The 25,394-nt window shown below is 53.0% G+C and carries 19 protein-coding genes; 8 read left to right on the forward strand and 11 right to left on the reverse strand.

The features are described 5' to 3' along the window. The first annotated feature begins 85 nt into the window (after positions 1 to 85). The 5 genes from JJU14_RS10710 (at position 86) to JJU14_RS10730 (ending at position 9,083) form a co-directional block, all read left to right on the forward strand. Positions 86 to 793, forward strand: coding sequence for a SapC family protein (locus JJU14_RS10710; RefSeq protein ID WP_228613367.1), 708 nt, complete (start codon positions 86 to 88; stop codon positions 791 to 793). 1 nt (position 794) lies between these two features. Beyond that, positions 795 to 1,793: a cupin-like domain-containing protein gene (locus JJU14_RS10715; RefSeq protein WP_228613369.1), complete on the forward strand. Its 999-nt coding sequence runs from the start codon at positions 795 to 797 to the stop codon at positions 1,791 to 1,793. 25 nt (positions 1,794 to 1,818) lie between these two features. Beyond that, entirely contained in the window at positions 1,819 to 3,309 is a 1,491-nt protein-coding gene (locus JJU14_RS10720; RefSeq protein WP_228613371.1) for a tryptophan halogenase family protein, read from the forward strand. Between the two features lie 180 nt (positions 3,310 to 3,489). Continuing rightward, positions 3,490 to 6,108 (forward strand): glycoside hydrolase family 16 protein, encoded by a 2,619-nt coding sequence (locus JJU14_RS10725; protein ID WP_228613373.1) that lies wholly within the window; start codon positions 3,490 to 3,492, stop codon positions 6,106 to 6,108. 26 nt (positions 6,109 to 6,134) lie between these two features. After that, on the forward strand, positions 6,135 to 9,083 hold the full coding sequence (locus JJU14_RS10730) for a TonB-dependent receptor (RefSeq protein ID WP_228613442.1): 2,949 nt from the start codon (positions 6,135 to 6,137) through the stop codon (positions 9,081 to 9,083). Positions 9,084 to 9,151: 68 nt separating this feature from the next. Here the strand turns inward: JJU14_RS10730 and rraB are convergent, their stop codons facing one another. From rraB to nudF, 9 genes are all read right to left on the reverse strand, one after another. After that, positions 9,152 to 9,523, reverse strand: coding sequence for a ribonuclease E inhibitor RraB (gene rraB, locus JJU14_RS10735; protein WP_228613375.1), 372 nt, complete (start codon positions 9,521 to 9,523; stop codon positions 9,152 to 9,154). Between the two features lie 4 nt (positions 9,524 to 9,527). Continuing rightward, the gene (locus JJU14_RS10740; protein WP_228613377.1) at positions 9,528 to 10,268 is read right to left on the reverse strand and encodes a 1-acylglycerol-3-phosphate O-acyltransferase; all 741 of its coding nucleotides are present in this window, start codon (positions 10,266 to 10,268) and stop codon (positions 9,528 to 9,530) included. Positions 10,269 to 10,317: 49 nt separating this feature from the next. Next, positions 10,318 to 12,600 carry a DNA topoisomerase IV subunit A gene (gene parC, locus JJU14_RS10745; protein WP_228613379.1) on the reverse strand — a complete coding sequence of 761 codons (2,283 nt, stop codon included), beginning with the start codon at positions 12,598 to 12,600 and terminating at the stop codon, positions 10,318 to 10,320. Next, positions 12,597 to 14,015, reverse strand: a complete 1,419-nt coding sequence (locus JJU14_RS10750; protein WP_228613381.1) for a tetratricopeptide repeat protein — start codon at positions 14,013 to 14,015, stop codon at positions 12,597 to 12,599. Before JJU14_RS10750 ends, parC begins: the two co-directional genes overlap by 4 nt. Positions 14,016 to 14,069: 54 nt before the next feature. Continuing rightward, positions 14,070 to 15,962, reverse strand: a complete 1,893-nt coding sequence (parE, locus tag JJU14_RS10755) for a DNA topoisomerase IV subunit B (RefSeq protein ID WP_228613383.1) — start codon at positions 15,960 to 15,962, stop codon at positions 14,070 to 14,072. Next, positions 15,959 to 16,564 (reverse strand): YqiA/YcfP family alpha/beta fold hydrolase, encoded by a 606-nt coding sequence (locus JJU14_RS10760; protein ID WP_228613385.1) that lies wholly within the window; start codon positions 16,562 to 16,564, stop codon positions 15,959 to 15,961. The genes parE and JJU14_RS10760 overlap by 4 nt, the downstream gene beginning before the upstream one ends. Beyond that, positions 16,561 to 17,322, reverse strand: coding sequence for a metallophosphoesterase (locus tag JJU14_RS10765; RefSeq protein ID WP_228613387.1), 762 nt, complete (start codon positions 17,320 to 17,322; stop codon positions 16,561 to 16,563). The genes JJU14_RS10760 and JJU14_RS10765 overlap by 4 nt, the downstream gene beginning before the upstream one ends. Positions 17,323 to 17,335: 13 nt before the next feature. Continuing rightward, positions 17,336 to 17,797 carry a DUF1249 domain-containing protein gene (locus tag JJU14_RS10770; RefSeq protein ID WP_228613389.1) on the reverse strand — a complete coding sequence of 154 codons (462 nt, stop codon included), beginning with the start codon at positions 17,795 to 17,797 and terminating at the stop codon, positions 17,336 to 17,338. A gap of 64 nt (positions 17,798 to 17,861) precedes the next feature. Next, positions 17,862 to 18,488 (reverse strand): ADP-ribose diphosphatase, encoded by a 627-nt coding sequence (nudF, locus tag JJU14_RS10775; protein ID WP_228613391.1) that lies wholly within the window; start codon positions 18,486 to 18,488, stop codon positions 17,862 to 17,864. Between the two features lie 116 nt (positions 18,489 to 18,604). On the opposite strand from nudF, the gene tolC reads away from it, so the two are divergent. The 3 genes from tolC to JJU14_RS10790 all read left to right on the forward strand — a co-directional run bounded on the left by tolC (position 18,605) and on the right by JJU14_RS10790 (position 21,599). After that, positions 18,605 to 19,933, forward strand: a complete 1,329-nt coding sequence (gene tolC, locus JJU14_RS10780; protein WP_228613393.1) for an outer membrane channel protein TolC — start codon at positions 18,605 to 18,607, stop codon at positions 19,931 to 19,933. A 129-nt stretch (positions 19,934 to 20,062) separates the two neighbouring features. Continuing rightward, positions 20,063 to 20,986 carry an LpxL/LpxP family Kdo(2)-lipid IV(A) lauroyl/palmitoleoyl acyltransferase gene (lpxL, locus tag JJU14_RS10785; RefSeq protein ID WP_228613395.1) on the forward strand — a complete coding sequence of 308 codons (924 nt, stop codon included), beginning with the start codon at positions 20,063 to 20,065 and terminating at the stop codon, positions 20,984 to 20,986. Between the two features lie 40 nt (positions 20,987 to 21,026). Beyond that, positions 21,027 to 21,599 carry a TcpQ domain-containing protein gene (locus JJU14_RS10790; RefSeq protein WP_228613397.1) on the forward strand — a complete coding sequence of 191 codons (573 nt, stop codon included), beginning with the start codon at positions 21,027 to 21,029 and terminating at the stop codon, positions 21,597 to 21,599. Here the strand turns inward: JJU14_RS10790 and glnE are convergent. Both glnE and JJU14_RS10800 read right to left on the reverse strand, forming a co-directional pair. Beyond that, positions 21,596 to 24,391 carry a bifunctional [glutamate--ammonia ligase]-adenylyl-L-tyrosine phosphorylase/[glutamate--ammonia-ligase] adenylyltransferase gene (gene glnE, locus JJU14_RS10795; protein WP_228613399.1) on the reverse strand — a complete coding sequence of 932 codons (2,796 nt, stop codon included), beginning with the start codon at positions 24,389 to 24,391 and terminating at the stop codon, positions 21,596 to 21,598. The genes JJU14_RS10790 and glnE overlap by 4 nt on opposite strands. Positions 24,392 to 24,399: 8 nt before the next feature. Continuing rightward, positions 24,400 to 25,320, reverse strand: a complete 921-nt coding sequence (locus JJU14_RS10800; protein WP_228613402.1) for an inorganic triphosphatase — start codon at positions 25,318 to 25,320, stop codon at positions 24,400 to 24,402. Positions 25,321 to 25,394 lie beyond the last annotated feature (74 nt).

Here is a 25,394-nt window from a genome sequence, read left to right on the forward strand (position 1 = left end):
CAGCTCAGAGCGGGCTTGGTCAGTAATCGCGAGTTACTGAACCAAATCAAAGCTCACGGCTTACAAAAAATTTAAAGGGGAGCCGATGGCTACTATCGAATTACTCAATAACGTTGACCATCTTGACGTGAAGATCCGCACTGAACGCAGCCCGGAACTAGGTGACAAACAAATGTTTTGTTTAAGTTTCCCAGCTGAGTTTCGTGCTGCGCAAGCCTATTACCCCATTCTGTTTTACAAAGACGGCAACACCGGGCAGTTTATGCCTGTGTTGCTGTTGGGGTTTCAGGCAGGTGAAAACCTGTTTGTGCAACAACAACGGTGGCAAGCTGGCTACATACCATTAGACATCGCCCGCGAGCCTTTTACCATCGGCTTACAGCATGGTGAGCGCGTGATCCACATTGACACGGCGCACCCGAAAGTGAACCGCACCACTGGGGAGGCTTTGTTTTTGGAATTTGGTGGTCACAGTCCCTACTTACAGCAAGTGGCTGAGCAATTGGAAACCTTGCACCATGGCATTACCGACGCCAAGCAGTTCAGTGAGCAGCTACTGGCACTGGAGTTGATTGAGTCTTTCGTACTCGATGTCACCCTGAACAATGGCCAACAGCACAGTTTGCATGGTTTTTATACCATCAATGAGCCAAACTTAGCTAAGCTCAGTGGCGAGCAATTGACGCAGTTGCAGCAGGCGGGTTACTTAGACGCGATTTACATGATGCTGGCCTCGCAATCACAATTTGCGCGGTTGATTGGTTTTAAAAATCAACTGCTGGACATGAACTAAGATGTGGTCTGCGGCGCAACCGGTAGCCACGCAGTCCGGCGTAACCGCGGATAGCATCAGCACTGCCATGCTCAATAGCACGAAGCCGCTGCACTTGCCTGATTTTGCGGCGCACTGGCCGGCTGTCTGCGCAGCGAAACAAGGTGAGACTGCCATTCGTGATTATTTACTAAGCCATTACAGTGGTGAGCCCCTAACCGCTTATATCAGTGATGCCCAGAGTAGCGGCCGGGTATTTTACAATGCGGATTTCAGCGGTTTTAACTTTCAACCGGTGCACGCCAAGCTTGACCAACTGCTGGCTTCGCCAGATGACGGTGCCCACTGGTATGTCGGGGCTACCTTTGTCCCACGTTGGTTTCCACAGTGGTTGCAACAGCAACATGTCCCAGCATTAGCTCAGCAGGCTGATAATCCACTACCCAGCTTGTGGATTGGCAATCAAAGCCGCGTTGCGGCGCACGCTGACCTGCCACAAAACTTGGCGGTGGTGGTAACCGGGCGTCGTCGCTTTACCTTATTTCCGCCCGAACAATTAGCAAACTTGTACATTGGCCCAATGGATGCTTCTCCCGCAGGCCGAGCGATAAGCCTGGTGGATTTCACCAAGCCAGATTTTGCGCAATTTCCAAAATTTGCCGAAGCCATGACGCATGCGCAGGTGGTAGAACTGGAGCCTGGGGATGCGTTGATCATTCCTAGCATGTGGTGGCATCACGTTGAGGCGCTTAGCCCGCTCAATGTGCTGATGAACTTTTGGTGGCGAGACAGCCCCAGCTATCTTCCTAGCCCGCAACTGGCGTTACAACTGGCGATGCTGAGTATCAACGCTCTGCCGGAAGAGCAAAAAGCAGCATGGCGCGCACACTTTGAGCATTATGTGTTTGGTCACGGAAATGCCGGGCACATACCTGAACACTTACGCGGTTTGCAAGGCCTGTTGACGGAGCCTTTGGCCCGGCAGGTACGTGCTGAACTGTTAAATAAACTCAATAGATAACTCAATAGATAACAACGAGGTCCAAATGCAGTCGCAAGCAATCAAACGCGTGGTGATTGCCGGTGGTGGAACCGCTGGCTGGATGGCGGCCGCCGCCTTTGCCAAACTTATGGGTAAGCATTTACAAATTTGTTTGGTCGAAAGTGACGATATCGCTACCGTAGGCGTGGGTGAGGCGACCATTCCGCCGCTTTTAACCCTGCATAAGCTGCTGGGCATTAACGAAGCTGAGTTTATGGCCGCCACCCAGGCTACCTTTAAATTGGGCATTCAATTTGAGAACTGGCGCGATCAGGGCCAGGACTACATTCACTCCTTCGGTACCACTGGCCAGGATTGCTGGGCAGCGGGCTTTCAGCATTTCTGGTTAAAAGGCCAGCAAGTCGGGCTCGCCAGTGACTACGGTGATTATTGCCCAGAGTTATTGGCGGCAAAGGCTGCTAAGTTTGCCCATTTGCCGAATCGGTCATTAAATTATGCCTTTCACTTCGATGCCGGTTTGTACGCTAAATTTTTGCGCGCCATGGCAGAACAACATGGCGCAACCCGCATTGAAGGTAAAATTGCCAAGGTTGAAACCTGTGAGCAAAGCGGCACTATTACCGCCTTACAGATGACTAACGGTCAGCGCATTGCTGGCGACCTGTTTATTGACTGCACCGGTTTTCGCGCCCTGCTGATTGAACAAACCCTGCACACCGGTTTTGATGACTGGAGCCATTGGCTACCTTGCGACTCGGCGATTGCGGTGCAAACCAGTGCCACGCGTGAGCCAGTGCCCTACACCCGTTCGATTGCCCATGGGGCCGGTTGGCAGTGGCAAATACCCTTGCAACATCGGGTCGGTAATGGCTTGGTGTATTGCAGTAAGCATTGCTCAGATGATGAAGCAAAAGCCTTGTTGCTGGCCAATCTGAGTGGCGACTTGCTGACCGAGCCGCGACTCATCAAATTCCGTACCGGCATGCGCCGCAAGCACTGGAACAAAAACTGTATCGCGCTGGGCTTGGCCAGTGGTTTTATTGAACCGCTGGAGTCAACCAGTATCCACCTGATCCAGCGCAGTATTGTCCGCTTGCTGCAAATGTTCCCACTCAATGGCATCAGCCAGGCGGATGTCGATGAGTTTAATCAGCAAACCGAGCATGAAGTACTGAATATTCGCGATTTTATTATTCTGCACTACCATGTTACCGCGCGCCGCGACACAGCATTTTGGCGCTATTGCCAAAGCATGCCCATTCCGCAGTCACTTGCTCATCGCATTCGTTTGTTTAAGGAAACGGGCCGGGTGTTTAAGGTACCGAACGAGTTGTTTGGTGAAAACTCCTGGACGCAAGTGATGCTGGGCCAAGGCATGGTGCCAGATCAGTATCACCCGATCGTGGAGCTGATGAGTGAGCAGGAGCTGAATCATTTTCTTAGTCAAATCAAACTGCAAAATCAGCGGTTGGTAGCACAATTGCCGAGTCATCAGGCGTTTTTGCAAAGCTACTGCCCAGCGATGGCAAAGTAATAGTCACCACTACTACCCTTGACAACATGCTAGCTTGCCACTTGGCATTTTTTAATTTTAAACCCGTATTGCATTGACCTTGGTCATAAATTGCACTAGCCTAAATGTAAGCGCTTACATTTAGGCTAGTATCACCATTGCTAAATGACAGGTATAGCAACAAAACCAGGAACTCAAGTTATGATTACAACAACAAGATTCAAGCAACTGTCAGCCGCCCTTGTGGTGTGCAGCCTGATTGGTTGTGACGGGGACGTCAATACCAATTCCGATTTCACCGCAGTTGATCCCACCGAGCCAGTCAGCGATTGGCAACTGGTATGGAGTGACGAGTTTGAAGGAAACAGCATTGATTTGCGTAAGTGGACCTTTGAGGTGGATTGCCGGGGCGGCGGTAATCAAGAGCAGCAATGCTATACCGACAGCCCAAACAATGCTTTTGTTTCTGATGGCACTCTGAAGATTATTGCCTTACCGGCGGAAGAAGGCGCAGCCAAGCCTTACACCTCTGCCCGCTTGAATACCAAAAACCAGGGCGATTGGCGTTATGGCCGCATTGAAGTGCGGGCCAAAATGCCCTATGGCCAGGGCAGCTGGCCGGCGATCTGGATGATGCCAACCGACTCCGTGTACGGTGGCTGGCCCAAGTCCGGCGAAATAGACATTGTGGAAGCCGTCAACCTGAAAGTGGCCGATGAAGAAGGCAACGTCGAGTCACGGGTGCATGGTACCCTGCACTATGGCCGCGACTGGCCAAACAATGTTTACTCCGGCAAAGCATACACCCTGCCCGATGGCGCCAACCCAGCCGATGGTTTTCATACCTACGCCATTGAATGGGAAGAAGGCGAAATTCGTTGGTACGTCGATGGCTATCTGTACCAAACCCAGATGGCCTCGCAGCTGCGCTTTAACAGCCGAGGTGAAGTGGTTGGTTTACGTCACCGTGGCTGGTTTGCCGAATACTACAACCAGATCACCGGTGCACTGGAAACCCAGTACAACAATGCACCTTTTGATCAACGCTTTCACCTGATCCTAAACCTGGCAGTCGGTGGCAACTGGCCAGAGAATGTCAATAATGGCGGCATCGATGCCGATGTCTTTGCCGATGGCCAGGTGTTTGAAATCGATTATGTGCGGGTGTACCAGTGTGCCTCCAACCCCAAAACGGGTAAAGGTTGCGCCACGGTGCGCGCTGGCTACAAAGATGAGGATACGCTTGTCACTGGCATGGCCCCTATCCCCTCACCGCCATCGACCGGTATCCCGCAAAACCTGACCATTTTTGCCAATGGCACCACCAACCCGAGCTGGCCTGCCTGGGATTGCTGTGGTGGCTCTACGCCACAACTGGAAGAAGATGCCGAACGTGGCAATGTGTATGAGTTCCTGGTGGGCAACGAGCCAACCGTGAATGGTTTTATTAGCCGCTCAGCTTTTACTGGGAGTCCGGCCGCCTTTGATGCATCGCCTATTCTGGAAACAGGCGCTATCCGCTTTGATATGAAAGTGGTTTCAATGCCTAATAACCCGGATGCAGCCTGGTTGTTCAAGGTAGAAAGCAATGAAAATACCACCTTTGCCGAGCTACCGCTGGATGCCAGCGTCGAAGGCATGATGCCAGTAACAGGCCAATGGCAAAGCTACACCTTCCCGCTGCAAATGCTGGCCGATATGGGCTTGGACGTAAGCTCCATTGATGTCGTGATGGTATTCCCTGCCTGGGGGGTAGGTGCAGGGGCTGTTTATCTGCTGGACCAAGTGGAAATTAGTGGCGCCGAGCAAAGCTTCCCGGAGCTGGTCATTTTCGACAACGCGCAAAACCTGGATTGGCCCATGTGGGACTGCTGTGGTGGCAGCACGCCGATTGAGGTGCAGGATGAAGAACAAGGCCTGGTTGCAGAGTTCCAGATTGGAGCCTCACCAACAGTGATGGGCTTTATTGGCCGGGCGCCCCTGGGTGGTGGCACTCCATTTGATGCCTCTGCGATGCTGCATGAAGGGGTGGTTCAATTCGACTTAAAAGTAGTCAATGCACCATCCAACCCGGATGCAACCTGGCTGTTTAAGATTGAATCCGACAATGCCAGTACAGAGGTTGAACTGCCGCTGGCTTCTGGCAACGCTGGCCAAAATCCCGTCACTGGTGAGTGGCAGACCTATACCTTCAGCTTGCAAGCACTGTCTGATGCGGGTCTTGATCTGAGCGCCATTGATGTTGTGATGGTATTTCCTGCCTGGGGCACCGGTGAAGGTGCCGTGTATCGCATGAACAAGGTGCGGATTTACAACCCCAACGCAGCTGGCAATAACCTGGTGTTGTTTGGCAATACTGTGAATGCGGACTGGAGTATTTGGGATTGCTGCGGTGGTTCTACGCCGACGGTAGAAATGGACGCTGAAAAAGGCCCGAGCGCTCAGTTTGTCATTGGTAGTCAACCTACCGTAATGGGTTTCCTGGCCAATGAAGGCGTATCTTTTGATGCCACCGCACTGCTGGCGAATGGTGCTGTGAGCCTCGATTTAAAAATTGTCGAGCTGCCGAACAATCCGGCTGCCCCCTGGCTGTTTAAAATTGAATCGGTTGGCGCTGCCACTGAAGTCGAGTTGCCTTTGACCGAAGGCGGTGATGCACCTATTGCTGGTCAGTGGCAACGCTACAGCTTCCCGCTGCAGCGCCTGTTTGATGCGGGCCTGGATATCAGTGCCATCAACGTACTGATGGTATTCCCGGCCTGGGGTGAAGGCAATGGTGCTGTCTATCGCATGGCCAACGTCGAAATCTCCAATAACTAAAACAGACCGACAAGAGTAGAATGATGATGAAAGCAAAAATCTTTTCGAAAAACCGCATCGCAGCCGCTGTCTCTGTCGTGCTGTCCACAGCAGCCCTCCAGCCAGTTCTGGCGGGCGAAAATGACGCTACCACGCAAGCCGACGCCATTGAGATCATTGAAGTACGAGGCATTCGCGGCAGCTTAGCGCGCTCCATGGATTTCAAACGGGAAAGCTCTGGTGTGGTGGACGCCATCTCAGCTGAAGAAATGGGCAAGTTCCCGGATACCAACCTGGCAGAATCGCTGCAACGTATTACGGGTGTCTCGGTTAGCCGTGCTAATGGCGAAGGCAGCCAGATCACGGTGCGGGGTTTTGGCCCTGAGTTTAACCTGATCACCTTGAATGGCCGGCAAATGCCTGGCTCCGGCTTCACCCGCTCGTACAATCTGGAGAATTTATCCTCCGAAGGGGTCAGTGCTCTGGAGGTGTATAAAACCGCCCGGGCTGAAAACCCAAGTGGTGGCTTAGGTGCAACAGTGAATATCGTCACCACGCGCCCACTGCAACGGCCAGGTGAACAGTTCGCTATCATGGGGAAGGCGCTGTACGACAGCTCTAATGAAAAAGGCGACGACATCACCCCGGAATTTGCAGCGGTGTATAGCAATACCTTCTTTGATGATCGTTTCGGTGCCGCCTTCACCTTTTCTCATCACCGCCGGGACTTTCAACGCCAACAGGCCAACATTCAGGGCTGGCAAGCCAATGTGCCTTTGCCATCTTTGGATAGTCAGTTTGTCACCGATGCGCGCCCACGCGATGCAGAAGGTAACCCAATCGGCAATCATTTCTTCCCAAAAGACATGAACTACAGCATCGAAGACTTACAGCGTGAGCGCACCAATGGTCAGCTTACCTTGCAGTATGCGCCCACAGATAATCTGACCTTGACCATGGACTACACCGCCAGCCGGTCTTTGACGGGTTTGGAAGTGATTGGTTGGGGTATCTGGAATGAGTTTGGCGGCAACATCAATGCCTATGAGCTGGATGAGCGAGGCACAGCTATTTTTGCCGATATTGGTGGCAATGATGGCTCCTTTACTGCCAGCAAAGGCACCACCGAAGTAAAAGCCCGCTCCATTGGTTTTAACGCCGACTGGCAGCTGCACGATGATTTCCGCCTGCAACTGGATTATCACGACTCCAACAACAAAACCGATAATGGCGCTGATAAAGGCAGCGGTAACTGGGGGCAGGTGATCCTTGGTTCGGACCAACTGATCACCAAGATCTACGATTACCGCACCGGTGATATCCCGCAGATGGAAATTTTATGGCGTAACGGCACCAATGTACTGCAACCAGGTGAAATCGACTCCAACTTCGGTCAGTTTATTCATTCGCCTGGTGAGTCGGAGATCAAACAGCTGCAACTGGACGGCACCTGGTTTAACTCGCGCTTTAATCTGCCGCTGCTGGAAATTAAAGGCGGTGTTGCCCGCACCGAGCAAAACTTTGGTGGCTGGAATGCCTGGAGTGGTCTGCGCGGTGGCCCAGGCTTTAACCCTAGCTTTAGGGAAATCTTCCCGGACAGCATGTTTACACTGAACAGCACCCGTAACTTCCTGGATCAATTCCAGGGCGGTGGCACCAATATGTTGACCAACTATTACTACACCTTTGATTTTGATGAAGCGGTCGCCCGGCAAATGGCATTTTTAACCGCCGATGTTATGGGTAGTGATGCCTTTGTGCCCGATGCCTACTTTAATGGCATTACCAGTCAAAGCTCGGTCAAAGAAGTGACCAACAGCATCTATCTGCAATCAGCCTGGGAGTTTGATGTTGGCTCTTATCCGGTGCAATTAAATGCTGGCCTGCGCTATGAAGAAACCGATGTCACCAGCACGGTACGCCAACGGGTAGAGCGTCAGGTGAACTGGGAAAGTGCATCCGAGTGGATCATGCAGTACGAGCAGGGCGAAGATACCTTCTTAACCCTGACTGGCAAGCATGATGTGTTTTTACCCATGTTTGATGTGCGGGTGGAACTGACCGATGATCTGATTGGCCGTTTCTCCTGGGGTAAAACCATTTCCCGGGCACCTTTGGGGGCTCTGGCTGGTGGCCGGAGTTTAAGCGGTAGTCCGCGCCCTGGCGCGCGCAGTGGCGGACAGGGTAACACCAATCTGCAGCCCTTCGAGTCCAGCAACCTGGATCTGACCTTGGAGTACTACTACGCCGAAGGAAGCTATGCGGCCATTGGTTACTTCCGTAAAAACGTCGACAACTTCATTCAAACCACCATCACCGATATTACCATTGATGGCTTACATGATATCTTGAATGGCCCGCGCTACAACCAGGCAGTGGCCGATATCGAAGCACGTGGCGAGCAGGCCACCAGCACTGCCATTTTTGAGCAGATGCTAGCCAATGGTCATGGCAATGCCGATGGCCGGATTGAGCCCACAGCACAAGATCCGCTGATCGTTTGGAGCATCAGCCAACCGCAGAATACCGACAGTAAGTCGGTCGATGGGGTCGAGATTGCCTGGCAACACCTGTTGGGTGACACTGGCTTTGGCTTTGGTGCCAATGCCACCTTCGTCAATGGCGATGTCAAGTTTGATACCGAAAGCTTGGAACAACAAGCACCACTCAGTGGCCTGAGCGACTCTGCCAACCTTCAACTGTTTTATGAAAAAGATGGCTTGTCGGTGAAAGTGACCTACGCCTGGCGGGATAGTTATCTGATTGGGGTTGGTCAGGCGCAAGGATCCTCAGATGCACCACCACAATTCGCTCGCCAGTACACCCAATGGGATCTGAGTGTGAATTACGACATCAATCCGCAACTGACGGTATTCTTTGAAGGCATCAACATCACCAACGCCACCGAGCGCGGTTATGGCCGCTACGAGGAGCAGTTCCTGTTTGCCCGTCAGTATGGCCCGCGTTATGCGTTAGGCGCCCGTTACCGTTTCTAACGGCCTTCCCTGGAACCATGCAAAAATGCCCGCTGATGCGGGCATTTTTTCGCTGTATCGTGGCTTCGTTAGAAATCGTCGTCCTCATCCGGATCAAAGCCATCTTCATCTTCGAAGTAAGTGCCCCAGCCATCGTATTCAATGCCATGTTCGGCCGCGACTTTCTCCAGTCGGATGGCATCGGCAGTGATCGCATCCGCATCCAGCGACTGTTCGCGAATGGCATCAAACACCCAGGCCAGACTGCCATCATCCAGTTCAATTTCTTCCGCATCGGTCACTTCAAACCCTAACTTAAACACCTCGACCGCCAGTTGCTCCAACTTCTTGAAGTCAGCATGGTAAAAGTGGTGCTCAATGGTATAAAGTGCATCCGGATCGCTGCCGTCTTCCAGCAATGCTGCGATGGTCTCTTCAGTAAATTCTTGCCAGTTTTCCATAGGGTTAATTCCGCGCAGTAAGACTTTGGGCAGTGTAGTCGCTGCTAAGCTCGCTATCAAGCTCGGCCAGCTTATCGGCCATCATTTGATGCACTTGCCTGGTCAGTGGACGAATTTGGGTTTCCGGAGTCACAACAACTGGCTCCAGCATGGCAATGATTACCTTGCCATTGCGCCAGCGATTCAACTTGATGTGCGCTGTCGAACTCATGCAGACTGGTACCACCGGCACCCGGGCTTGCTGGGCAATATGAAAAGCGCCGGTTTTAAAAGGCAGCAGACCCCGGCCGTAGCTGCGGGTACCTTCGGGAAACATCCAGACCGACAATTGCTCTTTACGAATGCGGTCCACGGAGCCCTGCATGGTTCCCACGGCCCGGCTACGGTTGTCTCTGTCCAGCAGAATATTACCGCTTAGCCAATACAACTGACCGAAAAACGGGATCAGTCGCAGACTTTTTTTTCCGATGGTGACGGTGCGATGCAACAAGGCATTCGGCATCAGAAATAGGTCGTAATTGTTCTGATGGTTGGCTACATAGACGCAGGGATGTGCATCAGGCACCGCCGGATGCCGCCTAACTTCCACTTCAACACCAAAGATGCGGCCACACCAGGCATACCAGCGACCGAACAACACCACATTATTGGCGTGAAAAGGCCGGAAGAGGCAGATCACCAAGCCAACCAGAGTGCTGAGTACAATAAAGCACAGCACCAACAACAAACGAACCACAGCAATCACAGGCAATGTCCTGATTCTTTAAAAAGCGCACAGTATAGCCGGTTGCACATCACAGGCTGGTTTGATCACTGCTTGCGGCAGCGCCCGGCAACAACTCCATCTGATCAATGCGTTGCAAGCCACGCGGTAGCTTATTGCCCCGTCGGCCACGCTCACCACGATAATGCTCCAAGTCGGCCGCCTTTAAACTCAGCTTGCGCTTGCCAGCGGTGAGTACCACACCGCCATCGGCCGGTATCACCGTCATCAGGCGGACATACTCTTCCCGGCTGGCCGCTTTAGCAGACGGGATGGACAGCATCTTATTGCCCTTGCCTTTGCTAAGCTGCGGCAAATCCTGTACCGGGAATACCAACATGCGTCCTTCGGTGGAGACACAGACCACCAGATCCGTTTCCGGCTGACGAATGGGCACCGGTGGCAGCACCTTGCTGCCGGTCGGCAGGCTGAGCAAAGCCTTACCAGATTTATTGCGGGTCAGCATGTCATCAAAGCGACCGACAAAGCCATAACCGGCATCGGAGGCAAACAGTAGCAGTTGATCGTCTTTGGCCATAAACACATGCTCAAAGGCCTCACCAGCCACCAGATTAAAGCGACCCGATAAGGGCTCGCCCTGACCACGGGCCGAAGGCAGCTCATGCGCTTCTACCGAAAAACTGCGGCCCGAACTGTCTAAAAAGGCCGCATTTTGATTGCTCTTCCCGCTGGCGGCCGATTTAAAGCCATCGCCAGCCTTGTAACTTAATGTGGTGCCATCAACATCATGGCCTTTGGCGCAGCGGACCCAGCCTTTTTCCGACAGCACTACGGTGACAGGCTCACTCGGTAGCAGTTCTTTTTCAGACAGGGCTTTGGCTTCAGTTCGGGCTACGATCGGGCTACGCCTGTCATCGCCGTATTTCTCTGCAGCTTCCAGGATCTCTGCCCGGATCAGCTTGGTCAGCTTGGCATTGGAGCCCAGGATACCCTGCAGTTTGTCACGCTCTTTGGCCAGCTCGTCTTGCTCGCCACGAATTTTCATTTCTTCCAGCCGGGCCAGGTGCCGTAACTTTAACTCCAGCACGGCTTCGGCCTGACGATCCGAGATGCCAAATCGTTCCATCAACACCGGCTTGGGTTTATCGTGCTCGCGGATAATAGCAATGACTTCATCGATGTTTAAGAAGGCAATCAGCAAACCTTCCAGCACATGCAAGCGGTCCAGCACTTTATCCAGTCGGTACTGCAACCTGCGACGCACCACATCACGGCGGAACACCAGCCAGTCTGTCAGAATGGCTTTTAAATCGCGCACACCGGGTCGGTTATCCAGCCCCAGCATATTCAGATTGACCCGGTAGCTTCTTTCCAGATCTGTGGTGGCGAACAAGTGCTGCATCAGCTGCTCGATGTCCACCCGGTTCGAACGCGGAACCACCACAATGCGGGTTGGGTTTTCATGATCAGACTCATCGCGTAAATCGGTCACCATCGGCAGTTTCTTCGCCTGCATCTGGGCTGCGATCTGCTCCAGGATTTTGGCACCGGACGTCTGATGCGGCAGCGCAGTAATCACCACATCGCCATCTTCCAGCAGATAGCGGGCACGCATGCGGATGCTGCCTCGACCGCTTTGATACATGGCCACTATGTCGTCTTTGCTGCTTATGATCTCGGCATCGGTCGGGTAATCCGGCCCCTGAATATACTGCATTAAATCAGCAATAGAGCTGTCTGGCTGATCCAACAGCAAAGCGCAGGCGTGCGCCACTTCCCGCACATTGTGCGGTGGAATATCGGTTGCCATACCCACTGCAATGCCGGTGATGCCATTCAATAAAATATGTGGCAAACGTGCCGGCAGCACTTTCGGCTCGTCCAGGGTGCCATCAAAGTTGGGCGTCCAATCGACCGTGCCAGCCCCAAGCTCTGATAACAAAACCTCACTAAAGCGTGATAAACGGGACTCGGTATAGCGCATGGCAGCAAAAGACTTAGGATCGTCTGGTGCCCCCCAGTTACCCTGACCATCCACCAACGGATAGCGATACGAAAACGGTTGCGCCATCAACACCATGGCTTCGTAACAGGCGGAGTCACCATGCGGATGGAATTTACCCAGCACATCACCGACGGTACGAGCGGATTTCTTGTACTTGGCAATATGGCTTAAGCCAAGTTCAGACATGGCATAGACAATGCGACGCTGTACCGGTTTTAAGCCATCCCCAATATGCGGCAGGGCCCGGTCCATAATGACGTACATGGAATAATTGAGGTAAGCCTCTTCCGTAAAGCGGCGTAACGACAGCTGCTCTACACCGTCTGCGGTAATGATGGTGTCGGTCATAACGACTTAGTTTCCTCTTGATCATGGGGAGAGTCTGGCGCAGTGTCACGGCGAGCCATGCGCTGCCATAGCAGCAGAATAAACAGCACCAAACTGGTAATAGCAAACACTGCGGTCCACAGCCACTGGATCAGGCGTTTGCGATCAGCTTCCAGCAAACGCAAGGCCTGCAGTTCATTATCTTTCAACAACAAGGCGCGTTCAGCTTGCTCTCGCTCCTGGGCGAAGCTCAGCCGTAAACTACTCAGAGCCAGTTCGCTTTCCTGATTAAACCTTTCCTGGAATAGAAAAAAAACTTCCTGCATCGACTCATAGGCTTGCTCATATTGTCCGAGACTGGCCTGCAAATGTGCCTGCATAAATTCAATATTCAGTCGCATGGAATCACTTTCGCCATCACTGAGTTGTTGCAGATACTGCCTGGCCAGCATGAGCTGTTGCAATGCCATAGAGTGCTGCTGCAAGCCACTATAAATTAATGATTTTTCATAGTAATGCACTATCTCGCTTAGTGGTGATTGCAGCAAATGTTTAAATTCTTCGGCTTTTTGTATGTAGGTCAAAGCGGCGTTGTAACGACCCGATTCATGGCTGCTGATCGCTAATCCAAAATAGGCATAGTACAAATTCAATTGATCATCGTACTGCTGACTGACCGTCAGCATCCGCTGGTAGGTAGCAAACGCCTGCTCGTATTGCTCCAAAAAGCTGTAACTTCGTGCCAGATTGTACAAGACAGCTATCTTGCTTTTACGCCACCCCTTTTCTTTATACATGGCATAGGCTTTATCAAGAAACTGCACCCCTTCCTCTTCAAAGGTGATGGTGGCATACAACAAACCGAGCTCTGCGTTGACCTCCGCTTCCAGCTCCCAATCGTCCAAGGTTTCGACCTGCTGATAGACCTGTTGCAGCAGTGCTAACGCTTCCTGATAGTGCTCCTGGCCACTTAAAGCTGCAGCCTGATTGATCAAGCCCCTTAAGCGCAGCGACTCTTCGCCCAACTGCTCAGCCAGTTTCATACCCTGCTGATAATATTGCTGTGCTTCCAAATAGTTGCTTTGCGTCTCGGTAGCAAAACCAAGGTTGTACATTAACTCCACACGCAAAGTATCAGCGGCATCATCCAGTGCCAGCCCTTTACGGGCATAAGCCAGCTGCTGCTGGTGCTGTCCCATCATGCCAAATAAGGTGGCGAACTCCTGATAGGCTCTGCGCTGCACTTGCCGGGGAAGGGACGGTATGCTGTCTTCGTGCTGTTGCAACAGCGCCAGCATGGCATCAGGCTGCTGCCGCTTCTGCTCATGCACCTGCTGCAACCAGTCCGGCGCACCAGCTGGCATATCCGCTTGCGCCATCAGGCTCAGGCTGTACAGCCCCAGCAGAGCAACCATCAGCTTTGCAGTGATTTTCATCCGTACTCCAGCGAACCAACCTTGTTAACGAGCCAGTATACCTGCATCAGGCAGCTAGGCAAGAATCGCCTTGTCGCCTTTTTGCTCTAGCCACTGGCGGCGGTCGGTGGAGCGCTTTTTCGCCAATAGCATATCCATCAGCTCCATGGTTTGCAGCTGGTCATCGATGGTCAACTGCACCAGCCGGCGGGTGTTCGGATCCATGGTGGTTTCCCGCAATTGCAGTGGGTTCATCTCACCAAGGCCTTTGAAGCGCTGCACATTGACCTTACCCTTTTTCTTCTCAGCTTCAATCCGGTCCAGGATGCCGTTTTTCTCATCTTCATCCAGCGCGTAATAAACATCCTTGCCAATATCGATGCGGTACAAGGGCGGCATGGCAACATAGACATGGCCGGCTTCCACCAAAGCAGGGAAATGGCGCATAAAAAGGGCGCACAACAAGGTAGCAATGTGCAAGCCATCGGAGTCGGCATCGGCCAGAATACAGACTTTACCGTAACGCAGCGCCGATAAATCGGTAGAATCCGGGTCCATGCCAATGGCAACTGAAATATCATGCACTTCCTGCGAGGCCAGAATTTGGCCGGACTCGACTTCCCAGGTGTTCAGAATTTTTCCGCGCAGCGGCATCACTGCTTGAAACTCACGGTCCCGCGCTTGTTTGGCTGAGCCACCGGCCGAGTCCCCTTCCACCAGAAACAGCTCGGCTCGCTGCAAGTCCTGCGCTGAGCAATCCGCCAGTTTGCCGGGTAAAGCCGGGCCGGAGGTGACTTTTTTCCGCACGACTTTTTTCGCTGCTTTCAGTCGCTTTTGGGCATTACTGATGCAGAGTTCAGCCAGCGCTTCAGCTATTTCGGTATGCTCATTCAGCCACAGGCTGAAGGCATCTTTAACAATACCAGAAACAAAAGCCGACGCCTGGCGCGACGATAAGCGTTCTTTGGTTTGGCCGGCAAACTGCGGGTCCTGCATTTTCAGCGATAAAATATAACTGCAGCGATCCCAGACATCTTCCGGTGACAGTTTAATGCCACGTGGTAGCAGATTACGAAACTCACAAAAATCACGCAGGGCTTCCAGCACCCCTTGGCGCAAGCCATTGACGTGAGTACCACCCTGCGCGGTTGGGATCAAGTTGACGTAGCTTTCGTTCACCAGATCACCGCCTTCCGGCAACCACAGCATGGCCCATTCGACCGCTTCCTGGGTGCTGTTAAAGTTGCCGACAAAGGGCTGCTCCGGCAAAGCAACAAAGTCTTTGACCGCTTCGGCCAGATAATCGCGGATGCCATCCTGATAGCACCAGCTATAGCTCTGATGGTTGATCTTGTCTTCAAATTCGATGCTCAGGCCAGGACAGAGTACCGCCTTGGCTTTTAGCACATGCAACAGGCGGGGCACAGAAAACTTGGCCGAGTCAAAGTAGCCGGCATTGGGCCAAAACTGCACCCGGGTACCGGTATTGCGCTTGCCGACAGTGCCGGTAACGGTGAGTTCCTGCGTCTTCGCGCCATCAGCAAACGCCATCTCATAGACATTGCCATCACGTCGAACCGTGACATCCACCCGAGTGGATAAGGCATTGACGACGGAGATCCCAACACCGTGCAAGCCACCGGAAAACTGATAATTTTTATTGGAAAACTTGCCACCGGCGTGCAGCCGGCAGAAGATCAACTCAACCCCAGAGACGCCTTCTTCCGGGTGAATATCCACCGGCATGCCGCGACCGTTATCCACCACCTCCAGCGACTGATCCGGGTGCAGAGTCACTTTAATCTGACTGGCATGTCCGGCCAGGGCTTCATCGACGCTGTTATCGATGACTTCCTGCGCCAGATGATTGGGTCTGGAGGTATCGGTATACATGCCCGGACGGCGCTGCACGGGCTCAAGCCCGGTAAGGACTTCAATCGAATCGGCGTTATAGCTTTGAGCTGTCATGGTCGATACATTACCTGTTGTGTTCGAAATTCATCGGCTTGCAAACAAAAGCGCACGATGGCTGGCAATTGTTGCACGTAATTCTGATAGCTGTGATCGCCGCCCTGCTGCACATCCAATTGGCAGTGCTGATAAAACCGCAGGGCCTGACGGTAATCCAGCACTTCATCGCCACTTTGCAGTAGTACCAGATAATTCGACGGCTTGGCAAGTACTGAAGGCTCCAGTTGCTGCAACACCGCCATGGCGTGCTCAGATACCTCGTAATGGCATTGACGCACCGGGTGAAAATACAGGCCCAGATGCTGACGCAACAGTCGATAAGGGGCCACCGCCGGGTTAATTAAACAAGCACGACAGTCATGCTGCTCCGCCAGCCAGGTGGCAAGAAAGCCTCCTAATGAGCTACCAATCACCGCCGTTGGTACCCGGCCGGCCAACAACTGGCTGATTTCGGCCAAAGCTTCGGTCGGGGTATAGGGTAAATCCGGCACCAGCAATTCAATCTCCGGGTGATGCTGCTGAAAATAAGCCCGGGTTTGCAGCGCTTTATCTGACTGCGATGAGCTGGCAAAGCCATGCAGATAGAGTATCAAACTCATGGCATGATCCTTTTAAAATCAAGTTGAACACTGCCATCGTGATGAAAAGACCAGTCGCACCATTGCGGTCCCTGTGCGTCAGTCTGCCATTCGGTCGTTTGTTGAAACTGCACCGAAGTTGCCGGGCAACCGACCAACTCAATGCCCTGCTGACGATGCCGATAGGCATGATGACAATGCCCATGCGCCAGACCTCGCACCTGAGGATACTGTTGCAACAATTGCCAAAATGGTTCCGCATCCTGCCAACCGTGGCGATCGATTGAACTGCCAATGGGCCAAGGATGATGGTGGGCAAACAGCCAGCCAGGCTGGTTGTGTTTATCCAGCTGCGCTGCCAATTCGGCCCGGCGCTCTGCCGGAAAGTAGCCGGCAGGGGTCGGGCCAGTACTATCCAGCAACAGCAGCTGCCAGCCGGCAGCATACAAACATTTATGTGGTAAAAACGGCGCTTGCGTCAGTAACTCACTCAGCTGCTGGCTATCGTCATGATTTCCAGGCAACCAAAACACCGGCACCGGTACCTGTTGCATCAAAGCCTGCAGATGCTGATAGGACGCCAGGCTGTGATCCTGACTTAAATCCCCCGTCAGCAGTAAAGCATCCGGCCATTCACCAGCCAACTGCTGCAACACAGCAGCAAGTTGTTGATAGGGCTGTACGCCCTGGTACAAAGCATCTGGCTCGGCCAGCAAATGGCAATCTGTTAGTTGTACCAAACGCAGCTGGTCTTGCTCAGGAAAGTGGTAAGCTAGCATCTAACGCTCGTTATCAACTCAGTACCGGTTCAGCCCGAAAGCCTTGTTGCCGGCATAGCCGCAACCAGTCACTGAGCAAACGGTTCACCTGCCGTTTTTCGTCCGGTTGCAGCATCTCGGTATTGGGGTAATCATACACAGCTTTCAAGCCGCGGCGACCATGGCAGCTTATGACCTCGGCCAGGCGGGCGTCGTGGTACAAACGCACATCAAAAGCAGGTTGTGGCACCGGCCAATCACTATGCTGCAGCGGCACAATGCGTAATACAGTGGTATAGGGGCAGACCTCCAGCACTTCGAGCCGGAAATAACTGGTATCGTCCAGCCCTATCAGCTGACGCTCACCCACAGCGTGTTCTGCCGGCAGCAAAGGGCTTAGCTGGGCGAAATTACGTTCGCACAGACTAAGAAAGTCTGGCAGTTTTGGCCGGTACTTTGGCTTTACTGCCGGCTTTGCTGTCGGCTTTGCAGTCATAGTTACTTTGAACACCCCTTGTTGTTAGCTCCAGTCTGCAACACGGCTGCAGACAGTGCGCCGGTCAGGCGGGAAACAGCTGGTTATAATGCAGCGCCAACCACTGCAATGCAATCACTGTTGCTGCATTATCTATGCGGCCTTCTTCAAGCCATTGCAAGGCCTGTCGCCTTGGGAGCAGGTGCACTCGAATATCTTCATGCTCGTGCGCTAAACCAAAAATACCTTCGGTTGGCAAAGTGTCCAGTGTAGCAAAGTACAGTTGAATGCGCTCGGTGGTGCCTCCCGGGCTGGACAAATAACTAAGCATGGGTGTCAGCTCCGTTATGGTCAGCCCGGCCTCTTCACGGCTTTCCCGTATAGCCACTTCTGTCATGGTTTCGCCGGGCGCCACCATGCCAGCAATGATTTCCAGCAACCAGGGACTGGGCGACGATGCTAAGGCACCGGCGCGAAACTGCTCGACCAACACCAGCTGATCGCTGGCTGGATGATAGGGCAGCACAGCGGCGGCATGACCGCGCTCAAAAATCTCCCGCGGCATCCAGTCGCTCCAGCCACCGCCGAACAATTTATGCCGCAAGGTGTAACGATCAATTTTGAAAAAACCCTGAAAAACCGTGCTTTGGTCGCGTATCTCTACATCTTTTTCAGAAAAAACAGGATACTCTATGGCCTTGAATTCTGACATCAGCGTACTCACATTCTGTTACATTTGAAGGGATAACTTTACGGTTTACGGTTTCACACTCAAACCACAAACAGGTTATCATTTACTCAGTTTGATTCACTCAGGATCCCCTGCTCATGCATAAAAAATTAGTCGCTACCCTGTTGTGCTCGTCGTTTGGCGTCTTCAGTCTGCCAGCCCTAGCTGACAACCTGCAAAGCGTTTATCAATTGGCCACGCAAAAAGATCCGGTCATTCAGCGTGCTGCCGCCAGCCGTGATGCCGCTGTTGCCCGTATTGATATCAGCAAAGCCAGTTTACTGCCTGACATTGGCTTTAGCGCCGGTCTAACCCGTGCCGATCAGCGCGACTGGACCTTTGGTGATGACAGAACTACTTTAAGTGCAGGCTTTCGGTTGGATCAAAGTATTTATGATCGACGCAACTGGCAAAACCTTGATATTGCCGAAAAACAGGCACTGCAAGCCCAGACCTTCTACAACAGTGCGGCTCAAGCTCTGATCGTACGAGTTACCGATGCTTACTTCAATGTATTAAAAGCCAAAGACGATTTAACCTTTATTCAGGCAGAAAAACGCTCGATTGAACGTCAGTTGGAACAAACCAAACAGCGCTTTGCCGTCGGTTTAACCGCCATTACCGATGTGCATGAAGCCCAGGCCCAGTTTGATAATGCCGTAGCACGTGAAATCGCCACCGAAAACAATCTGGAAATTGCGCTTGAACAGCTGCGGGAAATCACCGGCCAATACCACAGTCAACTGGCAGGTCTGAATACTGATTTATTCAGCACAGCACCGCTTAACCCTGCCGAGCCGCAGCAATGGCTGAGCATTGCCGAAGAAAACAATTTCGAGCTGCAAGCCCAGCGTATTGGTCTGGAAATCGCGCGTATTGAAATTGATCGCGCCAGAGCTGGTCACTTGCCAACGGTGGGTCTTGAAGCCAATATAGGCAGCAGCAAGGCCCGTGGCTACGACTCGAGTTTTATCGAGCGCGGCACTGGTCCCCGCCAAGATAGCAGTTCAATAGGTATTAATGTCCGGGTCCCCATCTATAGGGGTGGCTCGGTGAACGCTGGTGTGAATGTGGCCCAGGCCAACTTCGTTGAAACCAGCGAGCTGGTAGAGCAAACCTATCGCAGCACCGTTCGTCAGGTTCGTAGCTCCTTCAACAATGTGCGAGCATTAACCTCGTCCATCCGGGCGCTGGAGCAAGCGGTGGTCTCGGCAGAAAGCGCCCTGAAAGCGACCGAAGCCGGTTTTGAAGTCGGTACCCGTACTATTGTCGATGTGCTGGTCAGTACCCGTAACCTATTCGATGCTCGTCGTAACCTGTCACGGGCTCGTTACGATTACATCTTATCGGTGCTGGATCTGAAACTGGCGGCGGGTAATCTGACCGAACAGGATCTGGCAGATATCAACCGCGCCCTGACCTTATAATCGTTACCCCACTTTATTCGCTCAAAGAACGCAGCATCTGCTGCGTTCTTTGTTTTCCGGCGCTAACCTTTTGTCTGACCATAATTTTCCGCTACAATAGCCCCCTTTCTGGCAAACTGAGGGTTTGGGGTGGTTAAAGCGCCGCAATTTCAATGGTCTTTTCTGCATCCCCGCTACTGGGGCATTTGGCTGGGTTGCGCCATGCTGTGGCTGATCAGTTGGTTGCCGTATGCCGTGTTGATGAAGCTCGGCGATGGCATCGGCATTTTGCTGTTAAAGTTGCTGAAATCAAGAGCCAAAGTAGCCAGACGCAATCTGGAACTCTGCTTCCCGGAGAAGACGTCCACTGAACGGGAGCAGTTGCTGCAGGCCAATTTTAAAGAAAGCGGTCGCGCCCTGTTCGATACCATTATCGGTTGGTGGTGGCCTGCCTGGCGTCTGAAGCGCTTTGGTGTATTAAAAGGCTTTGAGCACATTCAGGCAGCCCGCGAGGCAGGTAAAGGCGTGCTGTTGCTGGCTTCACATATGCTGCACTTAGAAGCGGGTGGCCGTATCTTTGGCTTTAGCCTGCCAAGCGTCGGCTTTTACCGGCCGCACAACAACCCCTTGATGGACTGGCTGCAATACCGGGGCCGCATCAAAGCCAACAAATACATGATTGGCAAGCGGGAAGTCAAAGCCCTGTTGCAGGCGCTGGATGAGGGTGAAGTTTGTTTTTACTTACCGGACCAGGATTATGGCCGTAAAAAAGCCGAATTTGTGCCATTTTTTGCGGTCAAAGAAACAGCCACGACTACCGGTACCCTGCTGTTTGCCGGCAATGCTAACTGCCAGGTGATCCCGGTCTATACTCGTCGATTACCTGACAACCAGGGATACGAGATAGAGTGCTTGCCTGCATTTGATAATTTCCCTTCAGGGGATGACGCTGCCGATGTGCGTAGAATCAACGCTTGGGTTGAGCAAGCCGTACTGCGCGCGCCAGAGCAATACATGTGGTTGCACCGACGCTTTAAAACCCGTCCCAATCCGGACGATCCGGGGTTATACTAATGACCAAAGCAGCAGCTGGCATCGATATGGGGTAAGTACAATGTGGTTCTGGATCCGAAGTCTGATTATCACAGTGCTGTTATCCGGCCTGGTGTACTTATTGCTGTTTCGGCCCGACTTTTTTAACCTGGAGCGGGAACAAAGCAATCGCGCTGCCGAGGGGCTGAGCAGCTTTTACGAACGCATCCGCGGTACCATCGCCGATATCCAACTTAGTGACTTTGTCATCAGCCTGCCCGATACCAGCCACCGCTTAACGCAGCAACTGGAGCAGCGGGCACGGCAAGTCTCACCTTTGGCTGAAAACTGGCAAGGCCGTGAAACCGACCGCCGATTTCGCGAAGGCGATACCGTCAAAACCAAACTGGAAGAATACGCCCAGGCCGAAGGCCTGGAACTTTACTGGACGCTGCCGCGGGATTATGTGGTGAAGCAATACTTTCAGACCAATGGCAGCATGACGGCGGCCATCAGCGAAGTAGCGGCGGCTATTGAACCCGACTTCCCCAGCCCTATCCTTAGTTATATTTGCCATAAAGAACGTGCGCTGGTGATTACCGATCAACCCAACCCTTATGTGCAGCAAAACTGCCAGCGTTTAAGCCGGCGCTAGCCCTTAAACAACCTTTGCCAAACTGCCTGCACTGCGGCCTTGGCATCCGCCAGCCCGGATAGCTCCGGGGGCAACACCGGCTGTAGCGTTAGGCGATGCTGCACTGCCCGCATCAACTGATAAGCCTGTTGCAGCCCCTCTACCTCGGCTGCAGATATAAGCCCGGCCTCACCGGCAGCCTGCAGAATACGAATATTGTCGCTGTACTGATAAAGGCCAGCATGGTTGCTGGCATGCGCCAGTACCAGATACTGGCTAATGAACTCCAAATCAATCAAGCCACCATTGGCATGCTTAAGCTGCTCATTGTCACTGCCGTGGTGCTGGCGCAACTTGTCGCGCATGCCAAGTACATCCTGTTGCAAGCTGGCAATGACACGTTCTTTGCTTAAAATCTCAGCCCGGATCTGTGAAAACTGCGCGGCAATCACAGCATCGCCATACACCAGACGCGCTCGCACCAGCGCCTGATGCTCCCAGGTCCAGGCTTCCGTTGCCAAATAGTCGCGGTAGGTATGCAGATGAATGGCCAATAGTCCGGAATTGCCGGATGGGCGTAAGCGGGTATCCACCTCGTACAACACACCACTGGCGGTGCGGGTGGTGCATAAATGCAGAATACGCTGCACCAGTTTCAAATAAAACTGCCGGGAGTCGATGGCTTTATCGCCCGAGGTTGGTGACAGGCTATCGCAATTGTGCACAAACACCAGATCCAGATCGGAGCCATAGCCCAGTTCCAGCCCACCCATCTTACCATAGGCCAGCACTGCAAAGCCTTTGTCACTGCCCATGGCTAAACCTGCCGGATAGCCATAACGAGCCACCATTTGCTGCCAGGCAAGCTCCACCACCTGCTCCATCATGGCCTCAGCGAGCCAGGTCAGATGATCACTAACCTGCATAAGCGGCAAAGCCCCACTGATATCGGCCGCCGCAATCCGCAGCTGCTGGGCCTGTTTGTGCTGACGCAGGCTTTCCATCAACAGCTCCAGATCCTCTTCAGGTACACGCAGCAACCGCTGGCGTACTCTGTCCTGGTAATCCGCTTTGGTTTGCACCTGATACAGCTGCGCCGGGTCAATCAATTCGTCCAACAAAATAGGGTAACGTGCCAGTTGCTCCGTTAGCCACTGACTCTGACTACAGAGGGTCACCAGTTGCTGCAGGGCAGACGGGTTTTCAAACAACAGCTCCAGATAAGCAGTACGGGTCATCACACTGCGAAAAACCAGCAAGATCCGCTCCAGCACCGAGACACCGACCTGGTTGGAGGCCAGCAAATGCAGCACTTGAGGAATAAGGCGGGCTAAATAATCGCGGCCTCTGGGCCCCACAGCACGGCGCTGAGACTCCTGACGAAAATCCAGTACCTGAGCCACCAGCTTGCCAGCCTGTTCGGCGTTCAGCCAATCTACCTGCTCAGCCAACTCTTCAGCACTTTGTGCACTGTCCCACAGCAGCCTGCCGACCAATAATTCATCCGGCTCGGCCGCCTCTTCCGGTTCAATCACCTGCAAAAACTCCTGGTGAATACGGAGCATGGCATCGGTAATTTGTTGCTGCAGCTCGCTCCAGTTGCTGAGCTGCAGCATCGCCAGCAGACAAGCTTGTTGCTCCGTCTGGTCTGGCAAAGTCTGAGTCTGTTGGTCGTCCATGCCCTGCAGTAGCTGTTCAACCCGACGTAAAAACAGATAATCGTTGGTCAGTTGCTGCTGCTGGGCTGCATCCAGCAACCCATGTGTCGTCAGTTGCGGTAACGCCTGCAGAATAGAAGGTGTTTGCAATTGTGGGATGCGGCCACCGCGGATCAGCTGCAGCGTTTGCACGATAAACTCCACTTCACGGATACCACCAGCGCCCAGCTTGATGTTGTCGCTGCGATTACGACGGCGGTTTTCCTGCTCTATCAGTTGTTTCATGCGGCGCAGCGACTCGATGGCCGAAAAATCAATGTAACGCCGGTAAACAAAAGGCCTCAGCAATTGCTTGAGTTCAGCACTGTACTGACCATCCGGGTTCATCACCCTGGCTTTGAGCATGGCGTAACGCTCCCAGTCCCGCCCCTGCTCCTGATAATAATCTTCCATAGCGGCAAAACTCAGCACCAAAGGCCCGCTGTCACCAAAAGGCCGCAAACGCATATCGACCCGGTAAGCAAAACCATCGGCAGTGACCTGATGCAAAGCGGCGATCAACCTCTGGCCAAGCCGTAAAAAGAACTGATGATGTTCAGTACTGCGCCGCCCGCCCTGGGTTTCACCATTGTTCGGGTAGGTAAAAATCAGATCGATATCGGAAGAGAAATTCAGCTCACCACCGCCTAGCTTGCCCATGCCCAAAATTAACAGTGGCATTGGCTGACCACTGTCGGTCAAAGGTGTGCCCCACTGAGGGGTTAATTGCTGGTAGGTCCAATGGTAGGCACTGTTGATGCAGCGCTCAGCCAGTGCCGACACTTCCTGCAAAGCCTGAGCAATAGCTTTTAACTGCAGCAAATCAGCCGCCAGCAGCTGCGCGAGGCTGCGATGGCGAAACAGACGAATGGCTTTAAATACGCTGGCTTCATCCTGCTCAACCAAGCTTGTCAGCGGATCGGTCAAATCCAATGGTGCTGCCAGTACCTGATCGTCCAATAGCAGTTGCATCAGCTCAGGTTGCTGCTGCAAGCAGCGAGTTAAAAAAGGGCTACAACGGCACAACCAGCCTAAGCGTTGTTGCTGTGGTTCAGTCAGCTCGGTAAAACCGGGCAGGTGCTGGCAGAGCGCCAGCGCTTTATTGAATGCATTCATTTGGGGTGTTACTGCTCAGCTATCAGAAAGAACTCCGACAACGCCAGCAGCAGCAAATTGTAGTCGGAGCCATAAAATAGTTGCTGGTCAGCTTTGCTTTGCGCTGCTTTGGCTGAGAGCTGGGTACAGATCGGCTGCCAGCGCTGCAAAGCGGGCTGTGTTTTCAGCCACTGTGCAATCCGGTTCAGCGCCAGCGAAACCGTCAGCATCGCATCCGGACTATGCTCCTGCATATAGCAGGCTTCATTGTGTTGCAGCAGCCGCAGCAACAATACCGGGCTTGCCTCAGATGGCAGCGCTTTGACCTGCAAAGGTTTGGAGCCGGTTAAACGATAGCCCCGCTCGGCTTTGGATTGCACGCCCAATCGTAATGGCAAGGCCGCCACCAATTGCCGGGCCAACACAAAGACCTGGCTGACATCCCCGGATTTCAGTTCAAGCTCCAGCTCAGAAATTGGTTGCTGGCTATCGGCAGTGACTATCTTACCTTCATCCTGCACCAGCTCAATTTGCGTATTCTGTGCCAGCGTTAATAACCAAGGCTGACGGCAAAAATCAGTGCGAAACAATTCGGTCAACTGTTGCTGCAAAGCCTGAACATCGGTGTGCTCCGGCCAAATGGTAGCAGGAAAAGCAGCCAACTGAGGTACGAGCTGGCTGGCCTTCACGTTGTATTCCTGGCGGGCATGCAAGGCACCGTGCTGCTTCCCCGCCAATTTAATGGTGTGCTCTATATCATCGTCTTGCTGGCGGCTACGCAAACCCATACCATGCTGCTGGAACCAGTGCTCTGGCGTATCATAGTAGCCATTGCGCAGATGCAATGCCTTACCGGCTTGCAGCTGCTGCACCATGGGTTTTAACAGGATTTCCAACTCGGTAGCAGGCACCGATTGCAGCAAAAACTTCAACTCAATTTCCATCGCCATGGTCATTTTCCGCCAGCTCTGTTTCTGTTACCTTAAAATAACTGAGCAAGGCCAACAAGACTTTTCCTGCCAGA

This window comes from Alkalimonas sp., from assembly GCF_020831925.1.
Taxonomy (GTDB): domain Bacteria; phylum Pseudomonadota; class Gammaproteobacteria; order Enterobacterales; family Alteromonadaceae; genus Alkalimonas.